Genomic DNA, 1,241 nt, shown 5'->3' with positions numbered 1-1,241 from the left:
CAACGTCCCCACAGGCACAGGCGCATCGGTCGCGTTCCACTCCCGCAACACCAGCTCCCGCTCACCCACACCGAGCAGATCGATATCCCCGACCGCGACATCCGCCTCCACCGTCACGGCGCGAAGGATGTGCAGCAGTCCGTCGATCACCCGGGAGACACCGGCGGGACCGAACAGATCGGTGGCGTACGTCAGGACACCCGTCATGCCGGCCGGCGCGCCGTCGGCGTCGTGGGTCTCGGCAAACCCGAAGTCCAGGTCGAACTTCGCCAGCACCACATCCGAGTCCATCACCGTCGCGACGAGTTCGCCGAGTTCGACGTCCGGGGTGTCGAGATTCTGGAACGAGAGCGAGACCTGGAACAGCGGCGAGTACGCCTGCGAACGAACCGGATTGAGCACCTCGACGACCTGCTCGAACGGAACGTCCGCGTGACCGAACGCACCCAGGTCGGTCTCCCGCGCCCGAGCGACGATCTCACCGAACGACGCACCACCGTCGACCTCGAGACGCAACACCAGCGTGTTGACGAACATGCCCACCAGATCGTCGAGCAACGCATCACCACGACCGGCCACCGGAGTGCCGATGACGATGTCGGAGGTCCCCGACAGTCGCGCCAACAGCACCGCGAGCGCCGAGTGCATCACCATGAACGTGGTCGCACCCTTGGCACGAGCGATCGAGGTGATTGCCGCGTGCAACTCTGCGTCGATCGAGAACTCCTGCAACGCACCGAGGTTCGACATCACCGCCGGACGCGGACGATCCGTCGGGAGCTCGAGCACCTCCGGCGCACCGCGCAACGCACCGGTCCAGTAATCCAACTGCGTCGAGACCAGCGACTGCGGATCCTGCTCGGAACCGAGCACCTCCCGCTGCCACAACGTGTAGTCCACGTACTGCACCGGCAACGGCGCCCACGCCGGCTGCTGCCCCGTGCTGCGAGCGGCGTAGGCGACGACGACGTCGCGTGTGAGCGGCGCCACGGACCAACCGTCGGCCGAGATGTGATGCACCGTCATCGCCAGCACGTACTCCGCACCGGCCTCGACCTCGTACAACCGGGCCCGCAGCGGAACCTGCTCGGTCACGTCGAACGGCGCCGCGATGAACTCGATCGCCGCACCGGCCACCGACTCCGCGGACGTCACCACCGGGGTCAGATCGATCGGCGCCTGATCCGCGGGCAGCACCACCTGGTGACCGATGCCGTCCACATCGACGTACACCGTGCGCA

General features: G+C 67.0%; 1 protein-coding gene. It reads right to left on the bottom strand.

Going from position 1 to position 1,241, the window contains the following annotated elements:
- A partial coding sequence (locus ACFXGJ_RS24460) for a condensation domain-containing protein (RefSeq protein WP_378625865.1) occupies positions 1-1,241 on the bottom strand: 1,241 nt, incomplete at both ends.

Source organism: Rhodococcus sp. NPDC059234 (assembly GCF_042754225.1).
In the GTDB taxonomy this organism is placed as follows: Bacteria; Actinomycetota; Actinomycetes; order Mycobacteriales; family Mycobacteriaceae; genus Rhodococcus_G.
This window is presented reverse-complemented; position numbering and strand designations above follow the sequence as displayed.